This is a genomic window from Streptomyces triticirhizae, assembly GCF_003696235.1.
GTDB lineage: Bacteria > Actinomycetota > Actinomycetes > Streptomycetales > Streptomycetaceae > Streptomyces > Streptomyces triticirhizae.
Window position 1 is genome coordinate 1 of record NZ_RFFJ01000047.1, and the last position, 21,278, is coordinate 21,278.

Genomic DNA, 21,278 nt, shown 5'->3' on the forward strand with positions numbered 1-21,278 from the left:
CGGCGCCCGCCCGCCCGCCGTCGCCGTCCTCGGCGGCGGCCTCGCCGGCGTGGCCGCCGCCACCGCCCTCGCCGAACGCGGCGTCCGCGTCACCCTGTTGGAGCGCGAGCCCGTCCTCGGCGGCCGGCTCGCCGGCTGGCCGATCCGGCTCAGCGACGGCTCGACGGCCACCCTGAGCCGGGGATTTCACGCCTTCTTCCGCCAGTACTACAACCTCAGGGCGCTGCTGCGCCGCGTCGACCCCGCCCTCGCCGGGCTCACCCCGCTGCCCGACTACCCGCTGTGGCACGGCGCCGGCGCCCGCGACGGCTTCGCCCGGCTGCCGCGCACCCCGCCGTGGAACGCCCTCGGCTTCGCCGCGTTCAGCCCCAGCTTCCCGGTCCGCGAGCTGGCCCGGCTCGACATCCCGGCCGCGCTCGGCCTCCTCGACGTGCGGGTGCCCGAGGTCTACCGGCGCCTCGACGGCGTCAGCGCCAGCCGGCTCCTGGACCGGGTCCGCTTCCCCGAGCCCGCCCGCCACCTGGCGTTCGAGGTCTTCTCCCGCAGCTTCTTCGCCGACCCCGAGCAACTCTCCGCCGCCGAGATGGCGTTGATGTTCCACATCTACTTCCTCGGCTCCAGCGAGGGCCTCCTCTTCGACGTGCCGCGCGCCCCCTACCCGCAGGCCATCTGGGAGCCGCTGGCCGCCCATCTGACGGCGCGCGGCGCGCGGCTGCGCCCCGCCACCGAGGCGCGCGCGGTCCGCCCCGTCGAACGCGCCGGCGTGGAGGTGGTCACCGCCGGCGGCTCCGAACGGTTCGACGCGGTGGTCCTGGCCCTGGACACCGCCGGCCTGACCCGGCTGGTGGCCAACTCGCCCGCCCTCGGCGACGCCGACTGGCGGGCCCGGATCGCCCGGCTGCGGCCGGCGCCGCCGTTCCTGGTCTCCCGCCTCTGGCTGGACCGGCCGGTGGCCCCCGACCGGCCCGGCTTCCTGGGCACCGCCGGCTTCGGCGGGCTGGACAACGTCAGCGTGCTGGAACGCTGGGAGGACGAGGCCGCCCGCTGGTCGGCGCGCACCGGCGGCTCGGTCGTCGAGTTGCACTCCTACGCCGTGCCGCCGACCGTCGACCGGGCCGCGCACCAGGCCGAGCTGCGCGCCCGGCTGGCGGACGTCTACCCGGAGACGGCCGACGCCGTGGCGCGCGAAGAGGCACACCTGTGGCGCGGTGACTGTCCCCTCTTTCCCGTCGGCGGCTGGGCCGACCGCCCGGCCGTGACCACCGCCGACCCCCGCGTCGTGCTCGCCGGCGACCTGGTGCGCTGCGACCTGCCGGTGGCCCTGATGGAACGCGCCACCACCACGGGGCTGTTGGCGGCCAACGCCCTGCTGACCCGCTGGGGCCTGGCCGGCCACCCGCTGTGGACCGTTCCCATGAGGGGGCGCACCCGGGCGCTGCGCGCCCTCGCCGGTCTGGCCGCGCGCCGGCGCGACGACGGGAGCCCGCGAGCATGGCCCGGGACCGGGCGCCGTCCGAAGACGACGGCGCGGCAGGGGCGTTGAAGCCGTCCGGCACGAGGTCGTCGCCGGCGTGAGGCGTGGTCCCCGCCCCTGATCCCTGACCCTGTCGAAGGCCCGTGGCCAACTCCCGTGTCCAGCGCCCCGGAGCGCGGCTTGGCTGGTCATCGGCCGTGATCAATGCCACAGCAGCGCCCTCGCGCGTTGCGTGGCGGCCGGGTCGCCACATACGGTCATGAAAACCGTTCCCGTTTTCATCTCGGCATGGTCGTGTCCCGGCCGCCGAAGGAGGCCATCCCTTGTCCGCCCTCGACCGAGGGGTCCGCCGCTCGCGCCGCGCGCCGCTGCTCACCCAACTCGCCCTCGGCACCGGCATCCTGGCCGTGCTGGTCGTCTCCGGCGCGACCGGGCCCGCCGAGGTGTCGCCGCTCGACGCCGGCCGTGTCATCCTGGGCCACCTGCTGCCCGGGGCCCCCTGGATGAGCGATGGCTCGCTCACCCGCCTCCAGGACCAGGCGGTCTGGCAGTTCCGACTGCCGCGCACCCTCCTCGCGGGGCTCGCCGGCGCCGGACTCGCCCTCGCCGGCGCCCTGATGCAGGCCGCCGTCCGCAACCCGCTCGCCGAGCCCTATGTGTTGGGCGTCTCGGCCGGCGCCGGCCTCGGCGCCGTCGCCGTGATCACCCTGGGCTCCGCCGCCGTCGCCGGACTGCCGCTCAGCGGCGCGGCGTTCCTCGGCGCGCTGGCCGCCACGGCCGCCGTGGCGCTGCTCTCCCGCCACCACGGGATGCTCGCGCCCACCCGCATGATCCTCACCGGGGTGGCGCTGGGCTCCCTGCTCTCCGCCCTGACCAGCTATCTCACCCTCACCACCGAGGCGCAGAACGTCTTCGGCGTCCTCTTCTTCCTGCTGGGCAGCGTCTCCGCCGCCTCCATGGAGCGACTCGCCGTCCCCGCCGTGGCGTTGCTGGCCGTCTCCCTCTTCGCCCTGGCCCGCGCCCGCGCCCTCAACGCCCTGCTCGCCGGCGACGAGACCGCCACCGCGCTGGGCGTGCCCGTCCACCGGTTGCGCGGCCAACTCATCGTCGCGGCCTCCCTGTTGACCGGCGCGGTGGTGGCGGTCAGCGGCGGCATCGGCTTCGTCGGGCTGGTCGTTCCCCACACCGCCCGCATCCTGGTCGGCGCCGACCACCGCAGGATGCTGCCGGTCACCGTGCTGGCCGGCGCGTTCTTCCTGATGGCCGCCGACCTGCTGGCCCGCACCGTCGCCGCGCCCACCGAGATCCCGCTGGGCATCGTCACCGCCGTGGTGGGCGCGCCCTGCTTCCTGTGGCTGATCCGGCGCGGGCGCGCCGCACGGGCGGGGATGCCGCGGTGAACGTCGTCCTCGACCGGGTGTCCGTCGTCGTCGGCGGCCGGACCGTCGTCCACGAGGCGAGCCTCCGGGTGGAGTCCGGCCGCTTCCTCGGGCTGGTCGGCCCCAACGGCAGCGGCAAGTCCACCCTGTTGCGCGCCCTCTACCGCGTGCTGCGACCCCACTCCGGCACCGTCCGGCTGGCGGGCGACGACGCGTGGCGGCTGCCGCCGCGCGAGGTGGCCCGGCGGGTCGCGGTGCTGACCCAGGAGAGCGGCGCCGACTTCGACCTCGACGTCATCGACGTCGTGCTGCTGGGCCGGCTGCCGCACCACGGCGGCTTCGGCGGCGACTCGGACCGCGACCTCGCCCTGGTGACACGGGCGTTGGAGCGCGTGGGCGCGACCGCCCTCGCCGACCGGCCGTTCGCCGCGCTCTCCGGCGGCGAACGACAGCGCGTGCTGCTGGCCCGCGCCCTCGTCCAGGAGAGCCAGGTGCTGGTGTTGGACGAGCCAACGAACCACCTGGACATCGCCTTCCAGCTCGAACTCATGCGGCTGGTCGGCGGTTTGGGCGTCACCACCGTCGCCGCCCTGCACGACCTCAACCTGGCCGCCGCGCACTGCGACGTGATCGCCGTGCTGCGCGACGGTCGCGTCACCGCCTTCGGGCCGCCCGAGGACGTCCTCACCCCCGAGGTGATCCACGACGTCTTCGGCGTCCGGGCCCACCTGCTGCGCCACCCCGTGGACGGCAGGCCGCTGATCGCCTTCTCGGACGACGCCCCCGTCGTTCCCCCGCACCAGGAGCACATCCCGTGACAACCGCCCTCCGCCGACCGCCCGTCGTCCTCCGCGCCGCCCTCGCCGCCACCGCCCTGCTCACGCTGGGTGCCTGCGGCTCGGGCGTCACCGAGCCAGCCGCCGAACCGCCGACCGGGGACGGCGTCACCTACACGAACTGCGGGCGCGAGGTCACCCTCGACGCGCCCCCCGCAGCCGTCGTGGGACTCAGCCCCGCCCAGACCGAACTGCTGCTGCGCCTGGGCGTCGCCGACCGGATGGTGGGCCAGGCGCAGACCGCCACCGCGCCGCTGCCCGAGGACGTGCGCGACCTGGCCGCCGACATACCCGTCCTCAGCGAGGACGCCCCGCCCACCCGCGAGGTGCTGCTGCGCGCCGGCCCCGACCTCGTCACGGCCCCGACCTCCTACGAGTTCTCCGCCGAACAGGGCTTCGCCGACCTGGACCAGCTCGCCGACGCCGGCGTGGCCGCCCACATCGCCAGCGGCGGCTGCGCCGAGCGCCGCATGACCGCCACCGTGGACGACCTCTTCACCGACCTGGGGACGCTCGGCCGCGTGCTGGACGTCGACGAAGCGTCGGCCGAACTCGCCGACGCCCAGCGGGCCGTCCTCGACGACGTCGAGGAACGCGTCGCCGGCCGGCCGCCGGTCACCGTCGCCCAGATCTATGTGGAGGGCGAACGGCTCTCCGCCATCGGCGCGGGAGTCGAGTACGACATCGTCCGCAGGGCGGGCGGCGACAACGTCTTCGGGCCCGACGACGCGGCCTTCGCCGACTTCTTCGCCGCCGAGATCAACCGGGAGGAACTCGCCCACCGCGACCCCGAGGTGCTGGTCTTCGGCGTCCACGACGAGGAGCACGAACGGGCCACCCGCGCCTGGCTCGACGCCAACCTGCCCGACCTCTCGGCCGTGCGGAACGGCCGCCTCGTCGCCGTCTCCAGCGCCGACCTCTTCCCCGGCACCATCGGCAACGTCCGCGCCGTCGAGGCCGTCGCCCGTGGCCTGCACCCCGACGCGTTCTGATCCCGGCCCATGCTGCACCGCCGCCTGATCGCCCTCGCCGGCTCGGCCGTCCGTCCCGTGGCGCTCTGCGCCCTGCTCGGCCTGCTGGTCAGCGCCACCCACCTGGCCCAGACCCTCACCCTGGCGCGCGCCCTGGCCCACCTCTTTCCCGGGGGCGGCGGCGCCGGCCCGGCCGGCGCGGCGCTCGCCTGGGCCGGCGGATGCGTGCTGCTGCGGGCCGCGCTGCTGCGGGTCCAGGCACCGCTGCGCGCGTGGTGCGGTACCGAGATCCGCGCCCGGCTGCGCGACCAACTGGTCCTCCAGCTGGGGACGTTGGGGCCGGCACACGCCGCCGGCGCGCGCGCCGGGCAGGCGCAGCACACCCTGGTCACCGGAGTCGAGGCGCTGGACGCCTACTACACGCGCTACCTTCCCCAGCTGCTGGTGGTGGCCGTGGTGCCGGCCGCGATCGTCGGCTGGCTGGCGACCGTTCACCCACCGGCCGCCCTGGCGCTCGGCTGCGCGCTGGCCCTCGGCGTGGTGCTGCCGCGCTTCTGGGACGCCACGCTGCTGCGGCGCGGACGGGAACGCTGGGCCGGCTGGGGCAGGTTGGGCGCCGACTACCTGGAGGCGACCGGGGCACTCCCCACGCTGCGGGTGCTCGGCGCCGGCGAGCGGGTCGGCCGCCGACTGGCCGCCAGGGGCGACCAGCTCCACCGCGCGACCATGGCCCAACTGCGTGTCTCCCTCGTCGAACACGGCATCAGCGCGCTGGCGCCGCACGGCGGGACCGCCGTCACCGTGGCGGTGGTGGCGGCCGCCGCCACCGCAGGTGACCTCGGGGCCGCCGGCGCGTTCCTCTTCCTGCTGTGCGGTCGGGAGTGCTTCCGGCCGCTCGCCGACCTGTCGGCCGCCTGGCACGCCGGCTACCAGGGGCTGACCGCCGTGGACGGGATCGAGGAACTCTTCGCGGCCACGCCCTCCGTGCCCGACGACGGCACCCACGCCGCGCCGGCGGGGGTGCCCGACGTCCGCTTCGAGAACGTCCACTTCACCCACCCCGGGGGCGCCGGGCACCCGGCCCTCGACGGGGCCGCGCTGCCCTGCCCGGCCGGCGCGCTGGTCGGCGTCGTCGGCGCGTCGGGCGCGGGAAAGAGCACCCTGGCCGCGCTGCTGACGCGCCACCACGATCCGGACGCCGGAAGCGTCCTGCTCGCCGGACGGCCACTGCCCGAGTACCGGCTGGCCGCGCTGCGCGCCACCGTGACCGTGGTCCACCAGGACCCCTACCTCTTCCAGGGCAGCGTCGCCGACAACATCCGGCTGGCCAGGCCCGAGGCCACCGACGCCCAGGTGCGCCGTGCGGCCCGGCTGGCCGGGGCGCACACGTTCGTCCACGCGCTGCCCGACGGCTACGCCACCGTCCTGGGCGAACGCGGCAGCACCCTCTCCGGCGGGCAGCGCCAACGCGTCGCCCTGGCCCGCGCGTTCCTGTCCACCGCGCCGGTGCTGGTGCTCGACGAGGCGACCTCGCACCTCGACCCGGGGACCGAGGCCGAGGTGCTGGAGGCGCTGTCCACCGCGCCCGAACTCGCCGGCCGCACGCGGATCGTCATCGCCCACCGGCTCGCCGCCGTCCGCCGCGCCGACCTCGTCGCCGTGCTCGACGGGGGCCGGGTGGTGGAGTGCGACGCCCCCGGCACGCTGCTGGCCCGCCCCGGCGGCGCCTACCGCGCGCTCCTCGACCGCCAACGTGGCCGGGCCACGGAGCGGGAGCACGCGGCGGGCCACGCCGGGGAACGGGTGGCCGGGACGAGCGCGGAGGCGCGCCGATGACCGCCATCCGGGCCCGACTGGCCCCGCTGTGGCGGCTGTTGCCGCTGGTCACCCAGCATCGCGGCGCGTTCTGGTGGACCCTGGCCGCCGGCCTGCTGACCCAGCTGGGCGTGCTGGCCCTCGGCCTGCTCGGCGCCTGGCTCCTGACGCTGACGCTGCGCGGCGACCCGACCGCCCTGGCCCCGCTCGTGACGGCGCTGCTGCTCACGGCGGCGCTGTGCGCGCTGACCAGCTGGCGGGAGTCCTATGTCGCCCACGACCTCGCCTACCGGGTCCTGGCCGACCTGCGCGTGCGGGTCTTCGCCGCACTGCGCCGCGCGCTGCCGCCCCGGACGCGCCCCCGGCACAGCGGCGACCTGAGCGCGGTCGCCCTCGCCGACGTCGAGACCCTGGAGTGGCTCTACGCGCACACCGCCGCCCAGGCACTGGTCAGCGTCGTGTTGCTGGTCGTCACCACCTGGTACTCGCTGGTCCTCGACCCCTGGCTGCCGCTGGCGTGGGGCCCCGCCCTGCTGGTCGTCGTGGCCCTCCCGTGGTGCACCGGCCGGCAGGCGTCGCGGCGGGGCGCCGAACTCACGGCGGCCAACGCCGACCTGCACGCCCAGGTCGTGGAGACCGTCGCGGGGCTGCGGGAGTTGACCGAGGCGGGCGCCCTGGAGCGGCGCCGTGCCGCGTTGGCCGCCGGCACCCGCGCCCTCGGCCGCGCCCAACGCCGGCTCGCCGCCGTCACCGGCGTCGAGACGGCCGTCGCCGACCTCGCCGTCGCGGCGGCCGGCATCGCCGCTCTCGCCATCGCCGCCGCCGGTTCGACCGGCGACCCGACGTTGGCTCCCGTGACCCTCACCCTCGCCACCGTCGCCCTCGGCCCGCTCGGTCAACTCTCCTCGCTGCTGCGGAACATGGGTCCGCTGCTGGCCTCGGCCGCCCGGATCGACGCGGTGCTCGGCGCCCCGCCGGCCACCACCCCGCCCGCCAACCCGGTGCCGCCGGCCTTCGGTTCCCTGGTCTTCGAGCACGTGAGTTTCCGCTACACGCCAGGGGGACCCCAGGTGCTGACGGACGTCGGGTTCGACGCCCGCCCCGGAGAGGTCGTCGCCCTCACCGGGCCTTCCGGCGGGGGCAAGTCCACCTGCGTCAGTCTCGCCCTGCGGCTGTGGGACCCCGACGCCGGGCGTGTCACGCTCGGCGGCGTCGACCTCCGCGACCTGGCCGACGCCGACCTGCGGGCCGCGATCACCGCCGTGCCGCAGCGCGTCGACCTGCTGACCGGCACGGTCGCCGACAACATCCTGCTGGCCGCGCCCGAAGCCCCGCCCGAGCGGCTGCGTTCCGTGGCGGCCGCCGCCGGCCTGCTCGATCCGGCCGCCGGGCTGCCGCTCGGCCTGGCGACCCCGGTGGGGGAGCGGGGCAGGGGCCTCTCCGGCGGCCAACGGGCCCGCGTCGCCCTGGCGCGCGCCCTGCTGCCGGAGCCCCGGGTGCTGATCCTGGACGAGACGCTGACGCACCTCGACGCGCACGCCGAGGCCGCGCTCACCGCCGCGCTCCGCGTGCGCGCCGAGGACCGGATCACCCTGGTGGTGACGCACCGGCCCGCCACCCTCCGGGCCGCCGACCGGGTCTGGGAGGTGCGCGCCGGGCAGGTCCGCCCGGCGGAACCGGCCGCCACCTGACCGGCCGCGCCCGCGCCCGGCGGCCCGACCCGCCGCGCGTTCTCACCCCTCCAGCGCCAGACCGGCGGTGAAGGCCAGCAGCGGAACGGCGGTCCGTTCCGGGTCCTCAAGAAGCGGGGAGTGGCCAAGCCCGGGCAGCGGCACCACCCGGGCGCCCGGCACCGTCCGGTAGTCGGCGAAGGACGCCGGCCGCCATCGCCGGTCCTCCTCGCCGTAGAGCACCAGCAGCGGCCGGCCGACCTCCACCAGCCGCTCCGGGAGCGGCCGTTCCGTCAGATACGCGGTGGTGCCGCCCATCGAGGCGGTCAGGGAGTGGAACGTCATCCCCCGCATGTCCTCGACGAGTTCGGGCGGCACCACGAAGCCGGGCCGGCTGAAGCCGGTGCCGGCGAACCGGCGCACCAGCTCCTCGGACGGCGGCCACCGCGCCGGGTCGAGCCCCCCGGAGTCCGACCCGGAGTCCGCCCCGGAGTCCGTGGCGAGGAAGGCGTCCATGGCCGGCCCGGTGTTGATCAGCGCGAGCCCCGCCACCAGCTCCGGCCGCCGCTCGGCCAGCGCGGTGGCCACCACGCCCCCGCTGGAGTGGCCGGCCACGACCGCGCGTTCGACGCCCAGCCGGTCCAGCGCCTCGCCGACCCGGCGCGCCTGGTCGGGGATCGCATAGCTCCGGTCGTCCGGCTTGGCCGACCGGCCGTGCCCGAGGAGGTCCACGCGCAGCACCCGGTGGGCCCCGGTCAGCGGTGGAACCAGCGCGTCCCAGGAGCGCAGGGAGGAGGCCGAGCCGTGCACGAGCAGCAGCGCCGGCGCCTCGCGCGGGCCGTCCTCGGTCACCCGGAGCGTGCCGTCCTCCAGGTCCACGTCATGAACGTCGTGAGAAGTGGTCATGGGTCCACGGTGACGGGCGGCGCCCGCCCCCGGCTTGGACAAATGTTCCCCGAACGGCCCGGCTAGCCTGGAGAGGTGCGAACCTTTGTGCACGGCGCCGCCTCCTGGGGCGTCGCGTGCCCGTCCGAGCCCAGCCGGGTAGCCGGCGTCACCATGGCCGGGTTCCGGGTGCGTGACCTGGACGCGATCCGCCTGGTGCCGCACCCGGCCGTGATGCTGCTGGTGGAGTTCGGCGCCGGCTCGCCCGTCGTGGACCGGGCCGCCGGGCGGCGGTGGCGGGGAAGTCTCGTCGCCGGGCCGGGACTTGGCGCCGACGGCGGGGTCTGGGCGCGGGGCGAGGACGTCGCGTGCGTGCAGGTGCGCCTCTCCCCGACGATCGCCGGAGCGGTGCTGGGCGTCCCGCCCGCCGAACTCGACGGCGGGATCGTCACCCTCGACGAGCTGTGGGGCCGGGAGGCGTCCCGCCTCGGCGAACGGCTCGCGGAGGCCCCGTCCTGGCCGGACCGGTTCGCCCTGACGGACGCGCTGCTCGCCCGCAGGCGACGGGACGGGGAGGCCGTGGACCCGGAGGTGGCCTGGGCCTGGCGGCGGATCGTGCGCAGCGGGGGCGCCGCCCGGGTCGAGGGGCTGGCCGCCGAGGTCGGGTGGAGCCGCAAACGCCTGTGGTCCAGGTTCCGTTCCCAACTCGGCCTGCCGCCCAAGCGCGCCGCGCGGTTGGTGCGCTTCGACCACGCCGCCCACCGCCTGCTCGCCGGGCACGACGTGGCCAGGATCGCGGCCGACGCCGGCTTCGCCGACCAGTCCCATCTGCACCGGGAGGTCGTGGCGTTCACCGGCGTCCGCCCGGGGGCGGTGGCCGACGAGCCGTTCCTGGCCGTCGACCCGCTGGCCTGGCCCGGCAGCACGCCGCCCGGACGCGCACCGGCAGCGGGTTAGGGCGCCGCGTCCAACAGGGCGTCGAAGGCGGAGCCCCGGCACGCCCAGACCATCGGCCCCCTGGCGTGCTCGGCGTCCGTGAGCAGGCAGGACCCCAACAGCGCGCGCAGCGCCGGCACATCGAGGTCCGGCGAGGTGAAGACCAGATGCTGGCCCCGGTCGCCGTGGAGCGGGTCCCAGTCCACGGCGGCGGCGGCGCGGCGTTCGGCCGGGACCTCGGGCCAGTCAGCCTCGGGCAGCGAGGCCAGCCACCGCCCGTGGCCCGCCACGCACAGCGCCCCGCCGGTGGCGTCCCAGGAGAGCAGGGTGTCGAACCGGTCCGCCAGCCAGAACCGCCCCCGGCTGCGGAGCGCCGCGCGGGCCAGGTCGGGGAGCGCGGCATGGAGCCGGTCGGGGTGGAACGGGCGCCGGGCCGACCAGACATGGGTGGTCACGCCCTCGGCCGTGGCCTCCTGGGGGAGCAGCGCGGTGGCGGGGTCCACCCGGCTGGCGGCCGCGGCCGCGTCGAACCCGGCGGTGACCACGCGCGCGAACGCGGGGTCGGCCGGCCCGGTGACCCGGGCCAGCGGGTGGAGTTGGGCGAGCAGGGCCCGGTCGGCGGCGTCGGGCGGGGTCTCGCCCTCGACCAGGGCCAGCACGGGCGCGTACTCCAGCTGGCGCGCGAACGTGTCGCCCACCGTCCGGTTGTCGCCGAGCGCGGCGGACAGGCCGACCTCGGCGAGGTCGTCGCCGGTGGCCAGGGCGGGCAGCACCAGCGCCGGGTCGACGGCGGTGACGACGCCGACCAACGACAGCCGCCGTTCGTCCTGGGCGGCGAGCAGCCGCGCGATGGACGCCGGCTCCACCGAGTCCCACAGCTCGACGACGGCCAGCCGGGTCAACTCCGGGGCGTCGGCGAGCCGTTCCAGCTCGGGCAGCAGGTCCTCGCGGAGCGCGCAGCAGGCGCAGTCGTTGACCAGCGGGGCCCGTCCGACGGACACGGTCCCGTCCCGGTCGCGCAGCTCGCGCCCGACGGTGCCGTCGGGCGCGGCGTCGAGGTCGTGGTGGAGCGCCACGGCGCCGGGCACGGCGCGCAGCAGTGCGTCGACCGTCGCGCGCCGGGCGTCGGCGTGCAGCCCCGCGACGATCACCACGGGCAGCGTCACCGTGCCTCACCTCGTTCCGGGCGGGCGAAGTCGGCCGGGCCGTGGGCGGGTTGGACGTTGGGCCGCATGGGACGTGACCTCTTTCGGGACGGTGGGACCGAGCGGAGACCACCGTACCAAAATGGGAACCGTTTTCATCTAGCGGGTTGTCCGCTCCGGTTGTCCGCTCCGGTCGTTCGCTTCGGTTGTCCGCTCCGGTCGTCCGCTCCGCGTCCGCGAGATCCGTCCGCGCCGTTCCGTCAGCGGGGGCCCGACTCGGTCAGGTCGTGGTCGGCGTGCCCGAGCGCCTCGGCGACCAGCCGCGCGATATGGCGGTTGCGCAGGGCGTAGACGACGCGGCGTCCCTCCTTGCGGGTGCTGACCAGGCCGCCGAGGCGGAGCTTGGCGAGGTGCTGGCTGACGGCGGGGCGGGCGGCGCCGGAGGCGGCCGTCAGCGCGGTGACGTCGGCCTCGCCTGAGCTGAGGGTGTGGAGCAGGACGAGACGGGTGCGGTCGGCGAGCAGGGTGAGCACCTCGGCGGCGCGGGCGTACTGTTCGGGGCCAGGCTCCCGGGGGTGGGCGCCGGTCGCCGCACTCGGGTGCGTCGGTGCGTTCATGCGCACAGGGTGCGGGGGGCGGCCGGGACCTGTCCAGTCGGGCCGCCCGAGCCGTTCGCCGTCTCACGGGCCGCGTCGCGCCCCGGGGTCGGCGTGGTGCGCGGTGAGTTGGTGCGCGTCGGCGGGGGTGGCGCCGTCGCGCGTCGGGTGGACGTGGACGGCCACGCTCTCCAGGTGCGGGATCGCGTGGAGGAGTCGGTGGTGGGTCCGTTGGGCGAGGTCGTGGCCCTCGGCGACGGTGAGGTCGGCGTGCACGCCGATGGTGACGTGCGCCTCCAGACGGTGGCCGCTCCACCGCGCCCTGACGTTCGCCGCGTACTCGACCCCGGGCACGGCCGCGGCCGCGCGGTGGATGCCCTCGACGAGTCCCGGCTCGACGCCGTCCATGAGGCGGCGGACGACGGTGCGGGCGGAGGAGACGAGGACGGCCAGGACGGCCACGGCGATCAACAGGCCGATGACGGCGTCGGCCTGGTCGAAGCCGAGCCAGACGCCGACGGCGCCCAGGACGACCGCGAGGGAGGTCAGGCCGTCGGCGCGGGCGTGGTGGCCCTCGGCGACCAGCGCGGCGGAGCCGATGCGCCGCCCGACGCGGATGCGGTGGATCGCGACCAGCTCGTTGCCGGCCGCGCCGACGACGCCGGCGGCGAGGACCCAACCGAGATGGGTGAGGGGGCGCGGGTTGAGGAGGGCGTCGATCGACTCCCGGATGATCAGGGCGGCCGAGAGCGCGATGACCGCCGCGATGAGCAGGCCCGCGAGGTCCTCGGCGCGGCGGTAGCCGAAGGGGTGCGTCGCGGTGGGGGCGCGCCGGCCCAGGCGGAAGGCGATGACGAGGGGGATCGTCGTCACCAGGTGCCCGAGGTTGTGGAGGGTGTCGGCCAGCAGCGCCATGGAGCCGCTGAGCGCGACGATGACGACCTGGAGGAGGGCGGTGATCCCCATGCCGGCCAGCCCGATCCAGGCCGCGCGGATGCCCTCCCGGCTGGCCTCCTCGGCCGTCCGGATCGCCTCCGACGCGTCGTGCGCGTGCGGCCGCACCAGGTGGACGAGCCGGTGCCGGAGGGACCGGCCGTGGCGGGGCCCGAGGTGGTCCCCGTGGTCCCCGTGGTCCTTGTGGTCGTGGTCCCGATGGTGAGGGTGGTTCCGGGGCGCGGGGCGCGCGTTCTTGTCGCCGGGCGCGGAGTGGTCCATCGGCACGTTCCTGGCCTCCTCGGTTGTCGGGGCGCGGACGCGGGTCCGCCGCGGCACGCGAGGGGATTATGTGCTTAAGAGCGCACGCTTGCAACTGTCACCTGCGGGACGGTGGCAGGAGCGTGCCGGGCGCCCCACCGCAGGGGACGCACCGCGCGTCCGGTCGCCGAAGGCCCGATGTCGGTGGCGGCTGGCAGGATCGGCGCCATGACCGCGCTCACCTCGTCCATCGCCGCCTACTGGGACGCGGCCGCCGCCGACTTCGACGGCGAGCCGGACCACGGCCTCCTGGCGCCCCGCACCCGCGAGGCCTGGGCCCGCCGGCTCGCCGACTGGATACCGCCGTCCGCCGCGCCGTCCGCGCCGCTGTCCGCCGCGCCGTCCGCGCCGCTGTCCGCCGCGCCGCCGTCCGAGGTGCTGGACGTCGGCTGCGGCACCGGATCGCTGAGCCTGCTGCTGGCCGAGGCGGGCCACCGCGTCACCGGCGTCGATCTCGCGCCGCGCATGGTGGCGGCGGCCCGGGCGAAGTTCGCGGCGGCCGGCCGCGAGGGCCGCTTCCTCGTCGGCGACGCCGCCCAACCGCCCGTCGGGGAGGGGCGGTTCGACGCCGTGATCGTCCGCCACCTGGTCTGGACGCTGCCCGATCCGGCCGCCGCGTTGCGGGAGTGGGTCGGCCGGCTGCGCCCGGGCGGCAGGCTCGTTCTCGTCGAGGGGCGCTGGCGCCAGGCCGGGCAGAGCGGGGCGCCGTATGTGCCCGGCGCCGAGGCCCTGCCCTGGCAGCATGGCGTCGCCGCCGACGAACTCGCCCCGGCCGTCCGCCCGTTGGTTGGCGCGCTGCGGGTGGAGGACCTCGCCGGGGACGAGGCCCTCTGGGGCGGGCCGGTCAACGATGAGCGCTACGCCCTGGTCGCCGAACTGACCTGAACGGGCCGGCGGCGCGCCGGGGAGGTGTCCTTCGGACGCGACACCTCAGGCGACGGCCGCTCCCTCGGGCTTCGCGCCGGGGTCGGCGGCCGCGTCCTCCGCTTTCGCGCCGGGCTTGCCGCGCAGCGGGACCTCCTCGATGAACACCGCCGCGAGGAGCGCGGCCAGGGCGATCAACGCCCCGGTGAGGAAGATGAGATGGGTCGCGTGCGCCACGTCGGCGACATATGCGGCGTGGGCGGTGGAGGAGAGGGCGGCCGCCCCACCGGAGCCGGAGCCGCCGCCCTCGCCGGGCGCGAGGGCGGCGCCGCCGGCCACGGAGCCGGCGAAGAGGGAGGCGAAGACGGCGATGCCGAGGGAGCCGCCGAGGTTGCGGAAGAGGTGGGTGGCGGCCGAGGCGGAGCCCATGTCGCGGAGCCGCACGGCGTTCTGGGCGATGGTGTTGGACATCTGGAGGGTGAGCCCGGTGCCCGCGCCGACGACGGCCATGTACGCGGAGGTCGCGAGGCGTGAGGTGTCGGTGCCCATGGTGGACAGCAGGCCCATGCCGACGACGAGGAGCAGCGCGCCGGTGACGGGGAAGACCTTGTAGCGGCCGGTGGCCGTCATGACCCGGCCCGCGATGTTCGACGTGACCAGCGTGGCGATCATCATCGGCAGCAGGAGCAGGCCCGAGTGGGACGCGGAGGCGGACTGGACGACCTGCTGGTATAGGGGCAGATAGAGGGTGGCGCCGAACAGCGTCACGCCGGTGACCGTCAACAGGACGGCGGCGAGCGGGAAGTTGCGGTGCCCCCGGTAGACGCGCGGGGGCATCAGCGGCTCGGCGACGCGCCGTTCGGTGGCGACGAACGCGGCGAGCAGGCCCAACGCGACCGCGCCCAGGCCGACGATCTGCCACGAGCCCCAGGCGTAGGTGCTGCCCGCCCAGGTCGCGGCCATGACGAACGTGGAGATCGCCCCGGTGAGGAACGCGATGCCCCACCCGTCGATGGTGGCCCCGCCCCGCCGGCTCGGCGCGGGCACGCGCAGCGTGATCCAGCACCAGGCGACGCAGACCAGGCCGACGGGCACGTTGATGTAGAAGGCCCACCGCCAGCCGAGGTGGCCGGTGACGAAGCCGCCGACCAGCGGCCCGCCGAGCTGGCCGACCGCCATGACGGCGGCGACCATGCCCTGGTAGCGGCCCCGCTCGCGCGGCGGCAGCAGCACGCCGATGAGGGCGAACGCGCCGGCGCCCATGCCGCCGGCGCCCAGGCCCTGGAGGACGCGGAACGCGATGAGCCAGCCCATCGACGGCGCCGCACCGCACAGCACAGAGGCCGCCAGGAACAGCCCGATCGAGGCCAGGAACATCGCCTTGCGGTCGAAGAGGTCACCGAGCTTCCCCCACACCGGAGTTGAGCAGGCGGTGGCCAGGGTGTAGCCGGTGACGACCCACGCCATGTGGTCGAGGCCGCCCAGGTCGGCGACGACGGTGGGCATCGCGGTGCCGACGATCATTCCGTCCAGCAGGGAGAGCAGCAGGGCGAGCAGCACGCCGAGCAGGACCCAGCGAACGTTCCTCGGCACCTCGACGTCCTCGGCCGGGGTGGGCTTCGTGGACCTTGTGGGCTTCGGCTTCGGGAGGGGTTGGGTGGGGGGACGCCATGGCGGATCACCCCTTTCCGTGCGGTGGTGGGAGTTGCCTCGACCACGCTAACGAACGCGTTCGTCGCGAACGAGTTCGTCACGCGGTGACGACGAACACGTTCGTTACGATCGGGGGCATGAGCGCCAGAAGAGAGCCGGTGAGCCGCCGCGACCGCCCCGCGAAGCCCGCTCTGTCCCGGCGGTGGATCGTGGAGACAGCGGTCAGGATCATGCGGGCGGAGGGCCTGGCGAAGGTCACGATGCGCCGCCTCGCCCAGGAGCTGAACACCGGCCCGGCCTCGCTGTACGTCTATGTCGCCAACACCGCCGAGCTGCACGCCGAGGTCCTGGACGCGCTGCTCGGCGAGGTCGACCTGACGGGGCGGGACGGCGGCGAGGACTGGCGGGAGCGGCTCCGCGCGGTGATCAGGTCGTACACCCTGGTGCTGGCCGCCCACCCGCAGCTCGCGCGGTCCGCGCTCGTCGCCCGCCCGAGCGGGGAGAACTACCTGCTCCTGGTGGAACGCCTCCTCGACCTGCTCTCCCGCAGCGGGGCCGCCCCCGAGCAGGTCGCCTGGGGCGTGGACAAGCTGCTCCAGGACGCGACCGCGACCGCCGCCGAGCAGTCCACGCGGGAGCGCGACCCGGCCGCCGAGGAAGACTGGAACGCCACCGTCCGCGCGCTCGGCGCCGCGAGCGAGGCCACGCACCCGGCCATCGCCGCGCACCTGCCCGCCCTGGTCGGCGGCACCACGGAGGAGCGCTTCCGCTGGGGCTTCGACGTGCTCGTCAACGGCATCACCCACACCCCCGTCCCCGCCGCCGGCGACTGACGCCCCCTACGGCCGGACCCACACGCGCGGCCACCCCGACATCCCGGAGGCCCCCGCTCGACGCCTGTCCGGTGAGCGACTACCCCGGCAGGTAGCCCGGCCGGTCGGGGTTCGGGATGGCCTCGGAGAGGACATCGTTTCGGGTGACGATGTCCACCCAGTAGTCGCGGCCACAGACGGGACAGACCGCGTAACCCTCACCGGTGTAGTCACCGCCCGGCGGACGCTCCTTCGGGAAGCGGTGCCCGCCCTCCCCCCAGTCCAGCCGGTCGTCCAGCCGGTAGGCCAGCTGGTCCAGGAGACCGAACTTGAACTCCACCTCGGTCTGACGTGTGTTCTCGCAGTGTGGACAGGTGAGCACCGTGTCCAGCGTGTTGAACGCGCTCATCTCAGATCACCCTGCGCAAGGCGTTGGAAAGGTCGATACCTGGCAGATTCAGGCTCTGTGTGACGAAGTTGGTTAGGCGGCGCTCCATGGTAACGGCCTGCATCCCGGAGGCGTGCGCGAAGGCTACCAACGCGGCGTCCGGCCGGCCGTGTGTGCGGGCGATGGCGTCGAAGACGGTTCGGAATTCCGGGTGCGCGACGATGTCTCTGGCCGCCTGACCAGTGATCACCTGGATATCGTGTGTTGCCAGGAAGTTCCGTCGGGCGTTCAGGCCGCTGGTCACATTGAGAAACTCGTGCAACTGGTTCGGCGTCACGTGTACCTGGCGTCCGGTGACCTCGGCGAGCGCGCCTGTGTGGCCTCGCATCGCCTGCACGAGAAGGCTGTTGTCAGCGATGATGGGGCAGGCCGCCAAACCCAGCGGGTCGAGCCAGGTGAGCGGGTTCGGCACATAGGCGTAGTCGTCCGGTCCCGCCGCGAGCCCCAGGGGGTCGGGTGAGACATAACACGCGGTCAGCGGATCGTAGTAGCGGAGGACATTGTAGTGCCAGCCGGTCTCCCAATCACGGTACTGGCCGGGGAAGTCCAGCGGAATGTCGACTGAGCCGGTTCCGGGGGCATCGCCGAGCGGCGCTCCCCAGAGTGAGGCGTTCCGTTCCCAGACCTTCCCTCCGGCCTCGTCGTAGAGTTCGGTCGGCGTCCCCACAAGGTCGGTGACAATGGCGAAGAAGCGTCGATCGTTCTCATCGTCACTGATCTCGGTCTGGGTAAGCGGGACTGTCCCGTCGTAGTCCCAACTCAGCGTTCGGGACGAGGTGTCGCCATGAACGGTGGTCTGTTCGACGAGCGTGGTCTCCGCCCAGACAAAGCGCGTCTCCTCGGCGACCCGGCCGTCGTCCGTGAGCCGTTGCTTGGCCAGCCGCCTTCCGAACGGGTCGTAGAGGTAACGCCAGCGCGTCCCGTCGGGTGTCGTGACCTGGGTCAGCCGGTCCTCGCCGTCCCACTCGTACTGCCAGGTGTCCGGCGTGCGGGAGAGGCGCTTCTGTCGCCGAGCCACTACGCGCCCGGCGGCGTCATAGGTGTGATGCACCCCGTTGACGCGTTCCCGGCGCCCGGCCGGGAACGCGGTGTAGTCCGCCGCGCCCCGCGCGTCGTCCGGTGGCGCGTAGCGGTACTTCTCGCGGTGCCCCGCCGAGAGGACGTCGGTGACCCGGCCGGCAGGGTCGAGCTGGTAGTCGGTGGTGTGCCCAGTCAGCGGGTCGCCGACCGCGGTCAGGTTTCCGCTTGGACGGTACGTGTACGAGCGCCTGCGCACCGGCGTCCCGGCCCGCAGTACGGTCCGCTCGACCAACTGGCCGGCGGCGTCCCACTCTGACTCCAGCGTGAGGGCTCCGGCCGCGAAACGGCGATGCGTCTCCCGCCAGGCGGCGTCGCGTTCGAAGGTGACCGTCTGCCCAGCGATGACAGCTTCGCGCGGCAGGCCGGCCTGGTCGTAGGACCAGTGGCTCTCGTGGCCCGCAGGAGTGCGCCGGAAAACCACGCGACCGGCAGCGTCATAGCTGGTGTGGACTGCCTTGCCGTTGACCGCCTCGGACACGACGCGCCCGAAGGGGTCCCGTTCGATCTCCAACTCGCCGTGCGGGCCCACCGCGCGGACCACCCGTCCGGCGGCATCGCGGGTGAACACGGTCGTCGCGCCGTCCACCGTCTTCTCCACCACGTTGCCTAGCGCGTCGTGATGGAAGGCTACGAACTGACCCAACGAGTTGGTCCTTCGGATGACCTGGCCCGCGGCGTCGAGTTCGTAGCGCACCTCACGGCCGTAGAAATCCGACTCGTGGATGAGCCGTCCGGCCGCGTCGTATGTGTAGTTCCACTGCCGGCCCTGATCGTTGGTGACGCGGGTGAGGCGCAGTTCGGTGTCCCGTTCGAACAGGGTCCGGCTGCCATCCGGGTCGGTCCGTGCGATGGGCAGGTCGAACGGCCCGTACTCGAAGTGGACGCTCGCCCCGTCCTGGTCGGTCCAGCTAAGGCAGTTGCCTTCGTCGTCCCATGTGTAGGTCTGGACGCCGCCCTGGGCGTCCACGACGCGCAGAGGGCGCCCGCTGGCGTTCCACTCGGTGACAGTTCGGGCGCCCGTCCTGTCCTCGATCACGCTCGGTCGGCCGAACCCATCGCGAACGCAGCGCAGTTCGTTGCCCTCGGGTCCCGCGAGGAACACCGGCAACCCCGCGTCGTCGCAGCGCACCGTCGTCGTCTGCCCCTCCGGGTTGACGATGGACCGCAACCCACCGGAGGCGTCGTAGCGGTAGGCGGTCTGCCGGCCGTCGGGCGCGACGAGAAGGGTGCGGTTGCCGGCGGCGTCGTACTCCTGCCGCCACACCTCGCCGTTGGGTTGGATGATGGTGACGGGAAGCCCCAACTCCCCATACTCCGTGCGGACCGTTGAGCCGTCGGGTCGAGTCAGCCGCGTCAGTCGACCCTGGTCGTCGTACGCGTACCGAGTGCTGCGGCCCAGCGAGTCCGTGACCTCCAGCGGACGGTCGTAGCGGTCGTAGCGGTGCCGCACGGTATGACCGAGCGGATCGGTCTCGCTCTCGAGCCGGAAGCTGTCGTCAAACTGATAGACACTGGTGCGTCCGAGGGAGTCGGTGAAGACCGTGCGCAGGTGCTCCGTGTCGTAGGTGACGTGGCTGCTGAGGTAGCCGTCGGGGCCGGTGGTGCCCACACACCGGCTCTGCTCGTCGTAGTGGTACGCGTAGCCGAAGCCGTTGCGGTCGCGCCACTCGCTGACGCGCCCCTGGTCGTCGTAGCCGAGGCGCATCGGGCTGCCGGAGGCGTCGCACACCTCGGTCAGGTTGCCCCGATCGTCGTAGGCATAGCGGGCGAGGGCGGGGCTGTCCGGGGCGCTCAGCAGACGCAGTGCGAGGATTCGCCCCTCGTGGCACGTCACCCCGATGTGATAGCCGCCGCTGTGCCGGACCATGGCGGGCTGACCCTGGCCATCGTGCTCGATCGCTATCTGGTTGCCGTTGCGGTCGCTGACGCCGACGAGCGGTAGTTCCGTCTCGGGGTGACCGGCCACGGGCGCGAACGTCCAGGTGTGGCCCGTTTCGGGATTGCGCACCGTCAACGGTCCCCGCCGTGTGCTGTCCCAGGTCAGCGGCCACCGCGGCCCCTCCACCGGCAGCACCGGCTCGTCGTGCGATGGGCGTGGGTAGTCCAGCACCATGCCGTCGTCGGTGAAGAACCTCAGACCGGCGGGGTCGAGAAGCAGACGTTGGTCGAGGGTGGAAGACCACGAGGGACCGAAGTAGCGGCCCAGCCGCAGCCGCGTGCGGTGATGGCGACGCAGCACCAGCGGCAACACCCCCGGTAGCTCGACATCGGTGGCCTCCATGACGACCTCGCCGGTGGCCATGTCGATCGGGTCGGTGCGGCAGACGAGGTCGCCGCCCCTGCGTCCCAACCGCCGCAGCGACTGTCCCAGCCCGAGGGCGCCCTGGCGCAGTCCGCGCAGCCCCGTGGTGGCCAGCCCTCGCATTCCTCGGGCGAGTCCGCCGAGGGTGGTCAGGCCCTTCATGCCGGGGATGCAGTCCAAGGCCGCGAACGCGACGTCGAGCAGGCCGGCTTCGCCGCGTGCGTATTTGATCAACGTGTCGGCGAGGACGACGAGGGCGGCGGCGAGGACGACCCAGGCCAGCGGGCCGCCGATGATCATCACGACGATGCCCAGCACCGCGACGATGACCTTGCAGACGGCGACGATGGTGTCCCAGTTGTCGGTGACCCACTTGATGGCCTTCTGCCACCACTTCCGGTTCTGGATGCCGGCGTCGCTCGCCTCCTCGACGCCCTGCGCGCAGACCCGGGCGGCCTCCTCGCGCATCTCCTGTGCGTCCAGGGCGAGTTGGCGGGCGGCGGCGAGGCGTTCCTCGGCGTCGTTGACCCGGGACTGCGCTGCGCCGGCCGCGGCCTCGGCGGCCTGTTGGTCGCGGGCGGCGGCGCGGACGTCGTTCTCGTCCGGCGGCTCGACGTTGTCGCGTTCGCCTTCCCGTTGGAGGCGTTCGGCCTCCTCGCCGGCCCGCCCCACCCAGTCCTGCGCGTCCCCCAACGCCGCCTGCGCCGATGCCAGATCCGCCTGGGCCGAGATCGCCCGGTCCAACGCCCGGTCCGCCATCCCCTGCGCGGTCTGGAGCTTGGGCCAGTAGGCGTGCAGCGCCTGCGCGCAGAGGGAGTAGGAGTCCTCCAGCTTGGTCAGATTGTCCGGCACGCCCTCGAACTCGGAACGGAACGCGTCCGCCGACAGACCCGCCCAGTCCAACACCGCGCGCTCCGAGGCCAGACCCCGGATCTTCCCCAGCGCCTCACCCACATCGTCCGCGAACTCCTGGAGATCGTCCGCGAGTTCGCGAACCTCATCCGGGTCCCCAGGCGTCGGGTCCCGGTCCATGTCCACCGGAGACCAGTCGCTCGGACGCATCACAGGACCCCCTACATCGCTCTCACACAGACGCCGACATGCATGAACGACGTCAGACAGGCGAGTGTGGTTGCGGTCAGTTCGTCCTGGGCTGCG

At 74.4% G+C, this 21,278-nt stretch carries 16 protein-coding genes; 9 read left to right on the forward strand and 7 right to left on the reverse strand.

Translation table 11 applies throughout. The annotated features are described in order from the left end of the window. The 6 genes from EBN88_RS11245 to EBN88_RS11270 form a co-directional block, all read left to right on the forward strand. Nucleotides 1–1,543 (forward strand): FAD-dependent oxidoreductase (locus EBN88_RS11245; protein WP_122183689.1); only part of this gene is annotated, 1,543 nt, incomplete at its 5' end. Nucleotides 1,544–1,797: 254 nt separating this feature from the next. Then, nucleotides 1,798–2,874, forward strand: coding sequence for a FecCD family ABC transporter permease (locus EBN88_RS11250; RefSeq protein ID WP_199742321.1), 1,077 nt, complete (start codon nucleotides 1,798–1,800; stop codon nucleotides 2,872–2,874). Next, nucleotides 2,871–3,671, forward strand: coding sequence for an ABC transporter ATP-binding protein (locus EBN88_RS11255; protein ID WP_122183690.1), 801 nt, complete (start codon nucleotides 2,871–2,873; stop codon nucleotides 3,669–3,671). Before EBN88_RS11250 ends, EBN88_RS11255 begins: the two co-directional genes overlap by 4 nt. Next, complete coding sequence (locus EBN88_RS11260; protein WP_122183691.1) at nucleotides 3,668–4,681, forward strand: ABC transporter substrate-binding protein; 1,014 nt, start codon at nucleotides 3,668–3,670, stop codon at nucleotides 4,679–4,681. The genes EBN88_RS11255 and EBN88_RS11260 overlap by 4 nt, the downstream gene beginning before the upstream one ends. A 9-nt stretch (nucleotides 4,682–4,690) precedes the next feature. Next, entirely contained in the window at nucleotides 4,691–6,496 is a 1,806-nt protein-coding gene (locus EBN88_RS11265) for an ABC transporter ATP-binding protein/permease (RefSeq protein ID WP_122183692.1), read from the forward strand. Further along, a complete protein-coding gene (locus EBN88_RS11270; protein WP_122183693.1) occupies nucleotides 6,493–8,166 on the forward strand; it encodes an amino acid ABC transporter ATP-binding/permease protein in 1,674 nt (557 codons plus the stop codon). Before EBN88_RS11265 ends, EBN88_RS11270 begins: the two co-directional genes overlap by 4 nt. Nucleotides 8,167–8,208: 42 nt before the next feature. Here EBN88_RS11270 and EBN88_RS11275 read toward each other — a convergent pair whose 3' ends face one another. Beyond that, on the reverse strand, nucleotides 8,209–9,051 hold the full coding sequence (locus tag EBN88_RS11275) for an alpha/beta fold hydrolase (RefSeq protein WP_122183694.1): 843 nt from the start codon (nucleotides 9,049–9,051) through the stop codon (nucleotides 8,209–8,211). A gap of 75 nt (nucleotides 9,052–9,126) precedes the next feature. On the opposite strand from EBN88_RS11275, the gene EBN88_RS11280 reads away from it, so the two are divergent. Next, entirely contained in the window at nucleotides 9,127–9,987 is an 861-nt protein-coding gene (locus EBN88_RS11280; RefSeq protein ID WP_122183695.1) for an AraC family transcriptional regulator, read from the forward strand. On the opposite strand, the gene EBN88_RS11285 is transcribed toward EBN88_RS11280, so the two are convergent. The 3 genes from EBN88_RS11285 to EBN88_RS11295 form a co-directional block, all read right to left on the reverse strand. Further along, on the reverse strand, nucleotides 9,984–11,132 hold the full coding sequence (locus EBN88_RS11285; protein ID WP_122183696.1) for a CobW family GTP-binding protein: 1,149 nt from the start codon (nucleotides 11,130–11,132) through the stop codon (nucleotides 9,984–9,986). The genes EBN88_RS11280 and EBN88_RS11285 overlap by 4 nt on opposite strands. Nucleotides 11,133–11,371: 239 nt before the next feature. Beyond that, a complete protein-coding gene (locus EBN88_RS11290; RefSeq protein WP_122183697.1) occupies nucleotides 11,372–11,728 on the reverse strand; it encodes an ArsR/SmtB family transcription factor in 357 nt (118 codons plus the stop codon). Nucleotides 11,729–11,791: 63 nt separating this feature from the next. Then, nucleotides 11,792–12,979 carry a cation diffusion facilitator family transporter gene (locus EBN88_RS11295; RefSeq protein WP_199742322.1) on the reverse strand — a complete coding sequence of 396 codons (1,188 nt, stop codon included), beginning with the start codon at nucleotides 12,977–12,979 and terminating at the stop codon, nucleotides 11,792–11,794. 150 nt (nucleotides 12,980–13,129) lie between these two features. On the opposite strand from EBN88_RS11295, the gene EBN88_RS11300 reads away from it, so the two are divergent. Beyond that, nucleotides 13,130–13,846, forward strand: coding sequence for a class I SAM-dependent methyltransferase (locus tag EBN88_RS11300; RefSeq protein WP_122183712.1), 717 nt, complete (start codon nucleotides 13,130–13,132; stop codon nucleotides 13,844–13,846). Between the two features lie 45 nt (nucleotides 13,847–13,891). Here the strand turns inward: EBN88_RS11300 and EBN88_RS11305 are convergent, their stop codons facing one another. Further along, nucleotides 13,892–15,418, reverse strand: a complete 1,527-nt coding sequence (locus EBN88_RS11305) for an MDR family MFS transporter (protein ID WP_267902549.1) — start codon at nucleotides 15,416–15,418, stop codon at nucleotides 13,892–13,894. Between the two features lie 197 nt (nucleotides 15,419–15,615). Between EBN88_RS11305 and EBN88_RS11310 the strand changes: the two genes are divergently transcribed. Beyond that, a complete protein-coding gene (locus EBN88_RS11310; RefSeq protein ID WP_122183699.1) occupies nucleotides 15,616–16,311 on the forward strand; it encodes a TetR/AcrR family transcriptional regulator in 696 nt (231 codons plus the stop codon). Nucleotides 16,312–16,390: 79 nt separating this feature from the next. On the opposite strand, the gene EBN88_RS11315 is transcribed toward EBN88_RS11310, so the two are convergent. Continuing rightward, nucleotides 16,391–16,699, reverse strand: coding sequence for a hypothetical protein (locus EBN88_RS11315; protein ID WP_122183700.1), 309 nt, complete (start codon nucleotides 16,697–16,699; stop codon nucleotides 16,391–16,393). A 1-nt stretch (nucleotide 16,700) separates the two neighbouring features. Then, entirely contained in the window at nucleotides 16,701–21,182 is a 4,482-nt protein-coding gene (locus EBN88_RS11320) for a DUF6531 domain-containing protein (protein WP_147472707.1), read from the reverse strand. Between the last annotated feature and the right edge of the window lie 96 nt (nucleotides 21,183–21,278).

Bases quoted from the DNA above. Each gene is read 5' to 3' on its own strand.
- EBN88_RS11265 (WP_122183692.1), top strand. From the start codon at position 4,691: ATGCTGCACCGCCGCCTGATCGCCCTCGCCGGCTCGGCCGTCCGTCCC.
- EBN88_RS11270 (WP_122183693.1), top strand. From the start codon at position 6,493: ATGACCGCCATCCGGGCCCGACTGGCCCCGCTGTGGCGGCTGTTGCCG.
- EBN88_RS11275 (WP_122183694.1), bottom strand. From the start codon at position 9,051: ATGACCACTTCTCACGACGTTCATGACGTGGACCTGGAGGACGGCACG.
- EBN88_RS11290 (WP_122183697.1), bottom strand. From the start codon at position 11,728: ATGAACGCACCGACGCACCCGAGTGCGGCGACCGGCGCCCACCCCCGG.
- EBN88_RS11300 (WP_122183712.1), top strand. From the start codon at position 13,130: ATGACCGCGCTCACCTCGTCCATCGCCGCCTACTGGGACGCGGCCGCC.
- EBN88_RS11310 (WP_122183699.1), top strand. From the start codon at position 15,616: ATGAGCGCCAGAAGAGAGCCGGTGAGCCGCCGCGACCGCCCCGCGAAG.
- EBN88_RS11315 (WP_122183700.1), bottom strand. From the start codon at position 16,699: ATGAGCGCGTTCAACACGCTGGACACGGTGCTCACCTGTCCACACTGC.
- EBN88_RS11320 (WP_147472707.1), bottom strand. From the start codon at position 21,182: ATGCGTCCGAGCGACTGGTCTCCGGTGGACATGGACCGGGACCCGACG.